Below are 6,142 nucleotides of genomic sequence, written 5' to 3'. Positions count from 1 at the left end.
TCGAGCTATAACACGGTAAGAGACCAGCTCAAGACTCCCCCAAGAGCTTCGTGAACTCACCTCTCTCTTGCCGTACTGTGCCCGACGTAGAGGGCACCACTTTTAGGTTACCCAGCAACGAATTATGGCACGAGAAGTCCCAGGAAAACACGTCAGACATGCTGAGACGATAGTAAGGCTTACGAGGTACGCCTTATACGCAAACGCGATCCCCACGTTACCCTCAGGGTTATAGGTAGCTAAGTCACGCCGGCTAGAATTAGACAAAAATTTGACTTAAATACCTTCTATGTACCATGCTGTAAATGGATGACCTGGCATGGGGACCGAGCCTCATCAAGGTTCGGGGCCTCGTGTTAACGTGTTTAGGGTCGACTTGGAGACTATCCGGGGTGAGCTTGAGGGTAGTCCTTCGATTAACGTGTATGAGCTAGCATTCAAGGAGCCTATTAGAGAGGATGATCCCTGTATTCAGGCTTTGGAAAATATCGGTTACTACGATGGTGGTAGTAGGCGTCTCTACACCACTAGGCCTATAGGCGATCTTCCAGAGCCTTGTAGGGATAGCGTATCTATAGGCTCGCACAAGGCTGTGACTCTTAAGGAAGTCCCCGTCGACGGTGTACGCAGTATTATCAAGGTCTATGTCAGGGATAAGGTTCTACGCGGTTCTAGAGCGGTACTTGAAGAAAGTGATGAAGTCGGAGGGATCCTCGACGAAGTCTTAAAGGGGCTTACTAGCAAGGGGTATAGGAATGTTAAGAGGTCAAGAAGCGTCTTCCGAGTTGGCAGGTGGAATGCTAGGCTTACCGTCGATAGTAATGATGTCTACGTCTTCTGGTTTAACGACGAGCTATTCGTGGCCTTAAACGTGGGTCTCGACATAGACTACAACGGTAACCTATGGGACCACATGGCTGAGAGGAGCCTGGATAAGCTAAGGAGCCTAGTGGAACACGTCAGGTGCAGGTACATACTGGATATCGCTAGGGGTAGACCCGGAACTTATGTTGTAGCAAACGTCATTGACAGGAGCTCCTACGAGGAGAAGAGCCCTCCGATGGGGTACGAGGAGCTGGTAAAATACCCCGTCGTGAAGGCCCGAGAGGAGGGTTTAGAGACCAGGTTTGAACGGCTCATGAAGAAGCTCGTCGAGGAAGTTGATCCAAACCAGCCGGTACTAGAGGCAACCAGAGCCGGTAAGATGGGGAGGAGGCCAGTCTACATACCAGCACAGTACTGTATACCCGTATACGACCCGAGATTAGCTGAAAAGCACGAGGACAGGATCTTAGCTAAACTCAGGGAGCTCGTAAACAGTGGAGGCTACAAGGGTAGGCTGATCAACGCGATAGCCAGGAGCTTAGGATACCTCTCGGAAGCCACTCACTTGAACATAGAGAGTATAGAGGGCGAAAAGCCCCTTAAAGTCGAACTAGTTGAGGTAGAGTATAACGGTGGCAAGCCGAGTATCATAAATAGATCCGAGCGCGAAGTCTCGTTCACAGCCGACGTGATGAAACCGCTACAACTAATAAGAATTGTTAAGAAAGTCGAAGAGGGTAGGAGTGTAAAGGTCGAGATACCGGTACCCAACTACGTACCGGCAACCCTACGGGAGCTCGATGAACTCCAGCTACTAGTACTGGTCGAGGATGGGCTAGACCCCCTCTCATTCGAGATCATGGACGTCGTAGTTGAGAACGTTACGAGGTTATACGAGATAGTTAGGGAGGTCTACGAGCCCCTTAAAATCAAACTACCAAAGCTGAGGGTCCACAGGCAGCCCATCTTGTTCACTCACGGCGATTATAGCAACGTGTTGAAGGAAGTCAGGAAAGTAACTGGCGGAAAGCTGGCCTTTGCCTTCATACTAGGTGAGCGTCCGGCTGACGACGAGGAGGACTACTATAGGCCTCTCAAGAAGGTGTTATTTAAGGGGAATGTTATAAGCCAGAATATCGACGTGAGGAAATACGTATCCGACGGTAGGGTTGACAAGAGAATCCTTATGCCAGCGATCTCCAACATGTTCTACGATATGCTCGGTAAGCTTGGAGTAAAGTACCTCACGTTAAGCAAGTCTACAGATTACGATCTGATCATAGGTGTTGACGTCGGCCACGGGGAGGTTGAGGGGTCTAGAATCGTAGGCTCTGTAGTGTTGTTCGACAAGATGGGCCGTCTAATGAACTTGGTCCCGGTGTACGGGCTCGGATACCCTGGTAGGGAGACAGCTAGGATAGGGGATCTACTAGAGCAGATCGAGTACGAAAATTACGCCGAACTCAAGGGGAAGAGAATCCTAGTACTGAGAGACGGTCGTTTAACCAAAGAGGAGATAACTCAGCTGGCAGACATATCGAGGACGAAAGACTGCACGATAGAAGTAATAAATGTCAAGAAGAGGACTCCGTTCCAGCAGTTATCGGATAGTCGAGTCGAATGGTTTGTTGACATAGGGGATGCCTACCTGCTGAAGACTCATATGCTGAAGCGGGACATGCTACCAAGGCCTATTAAGATCGACAAGGTGAAGTACGTGTTCGCGAAGGGTACAGTGAGAGAGGAGCGGGTGTCGGTGGACGACCTGAGGCTACTCAGGGGGCTCTCCCACCTGAACTACTCGACGATAGAGGGCGAGACCGGGCTCAGGCTACCAGCCCCGGTACACTACGCTGATAAACTCCTCGACGCGTTGAGGAGTGGGTGGGAGATCGAGAGGAGGTATCTGAGAGACGGCCTACTCTACTTCCTCTAACTACACCATTTATAACGGTTCCGCTAGCCCATGCCGTGGGTTTAGCTTGTGGTGGGTTTCGGTGAGTGTTGTGATTGGTAGCTAGCACTTTCATGTACTTCAACAGGTCTTCTCTACGGGCTTCTCGCCGTTAAAGAGCATTGAAAGGCTATTCCACATGTTGTAATACTGTTCAATGCGCTTCCAGTAGCAACAATAGCCTTAATATTATTTTGGTGAAAATTATGTTCCTAGTAGTGTTTGCTATTTGCTATAGGAACTCTCACGATACAAAGCCGGTGGAAAGAGGTGTTCACTGAGTGGGTTCAGGCGACCTTCTACACAACGTTAGATCCAGTGTTTGGGCTATCTTGGGCGGTTTAGACGATTGTGGTGTTAACGTGGTCAACTCCATGTGCTTGCGTGGTATTAGCGTTAGACTTCTCCTCCCCAACAGTACCCCGTGGGAGCTTATCGGTAGACTAGGCTCGTGCGTCGAGGTTAGGTTTTACAGTGGCCTCCTGGGCGCTAAGGGTTTGTGGGTCGTTGATGGTAAAGCCTATAGGGGACCTCGCAGGCTGACATGTGATGTTGTATCCAGGCCCATCGCTCTACGCGAGCTACCCGGCGGTTTAGAGAGATTTGAAAGGTTGTGGGGCAGGGCTAGAGCCTACACCCAGGGTTACGTGGAGGTGGCCGAGCCTAGGTTTGGGGCCTGTGTGCGCTCTAACCTCGAATACGCCACGCTAACGCTGGAGCCCTACGTGAGACCCCTCCTCAACGCCGTCGAGGATTTAACGCTCAGACTTAGGGGTGGATTGGCTAGACTACTTAGGGGCTCCTGGTACCCTTTCACATTGTTGAATCCCAGGCTTCAGCAACTCCTCAAGGAGAAAGGCTTCAAGGAGCCTACGCCTATACAAGTGCTAGCGATACCGAGAGTTCTAGCTGGTAGAAACCTTCTAGTTATAGCCCCGACCGGGTCCGGTAAAACGGAGAGCGTCCTACTACCCGTTATCAGTAAACTCCTAGACGAACGCGAGAGGAGGGGCGGTCTAGTGGGGGTGAAAGTCCTCTACGTAACACCCATGAGAGCCCTATGCCACGATATAGCTGAGAGGATTAGAGGCTTAACCCGCCCACTCTTCGATGGCTCCTCGGACCCCGTCAGGGAGTGGCATAGCGACGTGGATAGAGATGTTAAGGATGAGATTTGTACAAAGCCACCACTCATCCTGGTTACAACACCTGAATCCCTGGAGCTGATCCTAGACACTAGGCCCGAATGCTGGAAGCGCCTGGCTAACGTTGACTACGTTGTAGTAGACGAGGTACACGAGGTTATAAACGGTAAGAGGGGCGAGCAGATTTTAATCCTACTAGAGAGGCTTAAGAGGCTAACCGGTAGGAGGATCCAGCGACTCTTCATATCAGCAACACTTCCAAACCCAGGCCTCATAGCTAGACTCCTGGGGGGTAGTGATGGCCCTGTTGAGGTGGTGAGAGACCCCAGGAGTAGAGTGGTGGAGGCTAGAATGATCATGGTTGGTGATGATGAGGAGCTTGTAACAGCCTTAATGAACGCTATAGGGGATGATAGGGGTTACCTCGTATTCGTCAACACTAGAGCGCTAGCTGAGCTACTGCACCATAAACTCAACAAGAAGGGAGTTAAGGACATAGGCGTGCACCACGGTTCTGTAGCTCCCGCAATAAGAAGGGAGCTGGAGAGGATGTTTAGAGAGGGAAGGCTCAGGGGCTTAGTGGCTACGAGGACTCTGGAACTAGGCGTAGACATCGGCTCGGCAGAAAAGGTGGCTCTTCTGGGGTCGCCTAGGCTACCCGAGTACTTCGCGCAGAGGGTGGGCAGGAGTTCCCACAAGCCGCACACCGTGTCCAAGGTGGCTCTTATAGCGTTGGATGCTACGGATGTACTCGAGCTCATAGCCATAATGAGCATGCTTAGTAGGAGGAGACTGGTAGGCTACGAAGTCTACACGCCATCGCTGGACGTGATAGCTAGGGAGATCCTGGCTGAGACCTACAGATTGAGGGGTAGAGGGGTGGGGGTATCGGAGGTTAGAGAGCTACTAAGGCTAGCCTTCCCCCATACCGCCGACCTCGATAAGGGGTTAGAGAAGCTGATCGAAGAACTCAAAAGTAAAGGCCTACTGAAGCAAGCTGGTGACAGGCTACTACTAGGCGACAATTTTAGACTAGTGTGGGACAGGAGAGCTTGGAGGAGCTTCTTCTCCTTCATACCACCGAGAGAGGAGGTGAAGATCGTGGATATTAGTGGGAACGAGGTAGGAGCCGTGGACGCCGCCAACCTTGTCTTCATAAGAAAGGACAGCGTGATTAGACTAGCTGGTAGAGTATGGCGGGTCGTCTATACCAAGCCCGGGAGAAGGGAGATCATAGTCGTAGCCGCCGATACCGACGAGTTCACGATACCGATTTGGAAGAGCGGCGGTATACCGGTTCACGCCAGCGTCGCAGTCGAAGTCTACAGGTTACTGGGAAGGCTGAGTGAGCTCGGGGAGAGGAGGGTCGTCAGGTTCGGTAGTTTAAGGGTGGAGCTAGACGACAGCATTAGGGGCTTGCTGAGAGGGCTCTCTAAGGTGAAGCACTACGTAGCCCCCGGCTATAGGACGATGGTAGTCGATAGGATAGCCTCTAGGGTGTTTAAGGTTAAACCGAGGAAGCTCGGCCTTACTAGGGGGTACGATCTAGTCGTGACAACCATGCTTTACCCGTTTGGAAGCAGGATCTCCAATACGATAACCTCGATACTACTCGCTGGGAGCAGGAGGGGTGAGGTCGTATACGTGTTACCCAAGCCGTACGGGATACTAGTAGTCCATAAGCCAAGCCTAGACGTAGTCAAATACCTCCTAAACGTTGACCAAAGGGAGATAAAGGAGTCGATCAAAAACTCACCCTACATGCTGGTTGTAGCCCACGAGATAGCTAGAAGCCTAGGGTACACGAGGCCATCGGATATCAGGCAGCGGGATAGTCTCCTGGCGGAGGAGACCCTAAAACAGGTTGAGAGGAGATTCTACGATACGAGGGGGACGTTGAAGCTCATAGAGAAGCTTAGAAGGGGATGCGTAAGGGTCGTGGAGAGGAGGGTTGTGGATGTAAGTGGGGTACACCCGTTAACCTTAGCATTCTACGGGGATGTACTAGGGAAAATGCTGGGGTAGCCTAGCGGCCGTCTACGCTGGGTTAGCGCACCGCCAGCCTGGGGGCCGCGCGCCAGTCTGGCCAGTATTCCCTGACTGCCCTGTTGCGCTCTCTACTGGTGGCTACAACCATAGACATTCAAGGCTCAGAGTCTAACCGATGTGTCGATGACTGCGGGTTTCCCCTCGGCCCTCCAAGGCAAGAGCTGAATGC

Annotated in this window: 2 protein-coding genes; both read left to right on the top strand. The window is 51.8% G+C overall.

What is annotated here, in order from left to right; all coding sequences use genetic code 11:
- Positions 1 to 319: 319 nt before the first annotated feature.
- Positions 320 to 2,761 carry a Piwi domain-containing protein gene (locus tag ACP5KC_RS08280; protein WP_428287248.1) on the top strand — a complete coding sequence of 814 codons (2,442 nt, stop codon included), beginning with the start codon at positions 320 to 322 and terminating at the stop codon, positions 2,759 to 2,761.
- Between the two features lie 299 nt (positions 2,762 to 3,060).
- Positions 3,061 to 5,949 (top strand): DEAD/DEAH box helicase, encoded by a 2,889-nt coding sequence (locus ACP5KC_RS08275; protein WP_428287247.1) that lies wholly within the window; start codon positions 3,061 to 3,063, stop codon positions 5,947 to 5,949.
- Positions 5,950 to 6,142: the final 193 nt, after the last annotated feature.

Origin of the sequence: Infirmifilum sp. (assembly GCF_049970975.1) — an archaeon.
Lineage (GTDB): Archaea > Thermoproteota > Thermoprotei > Thermofilales > Thermofilaceae > Thermofilum > Thermofilum uzonense.
Note: the sequence above shows the minus strand (reverse complement) of the source record. Positions and strands in the feature narration are given on the sequence as shown.

Excerpts from the sequence above, each read along its gene's own strand:
- ACP5KC_RS08280 (WP_428287248.1), top strand. The coding sequence starts at position 320 with ATGGGGACCGAGCCTCATCAAGGTTCGGGGCCTCGTGTTAACGTGTTT.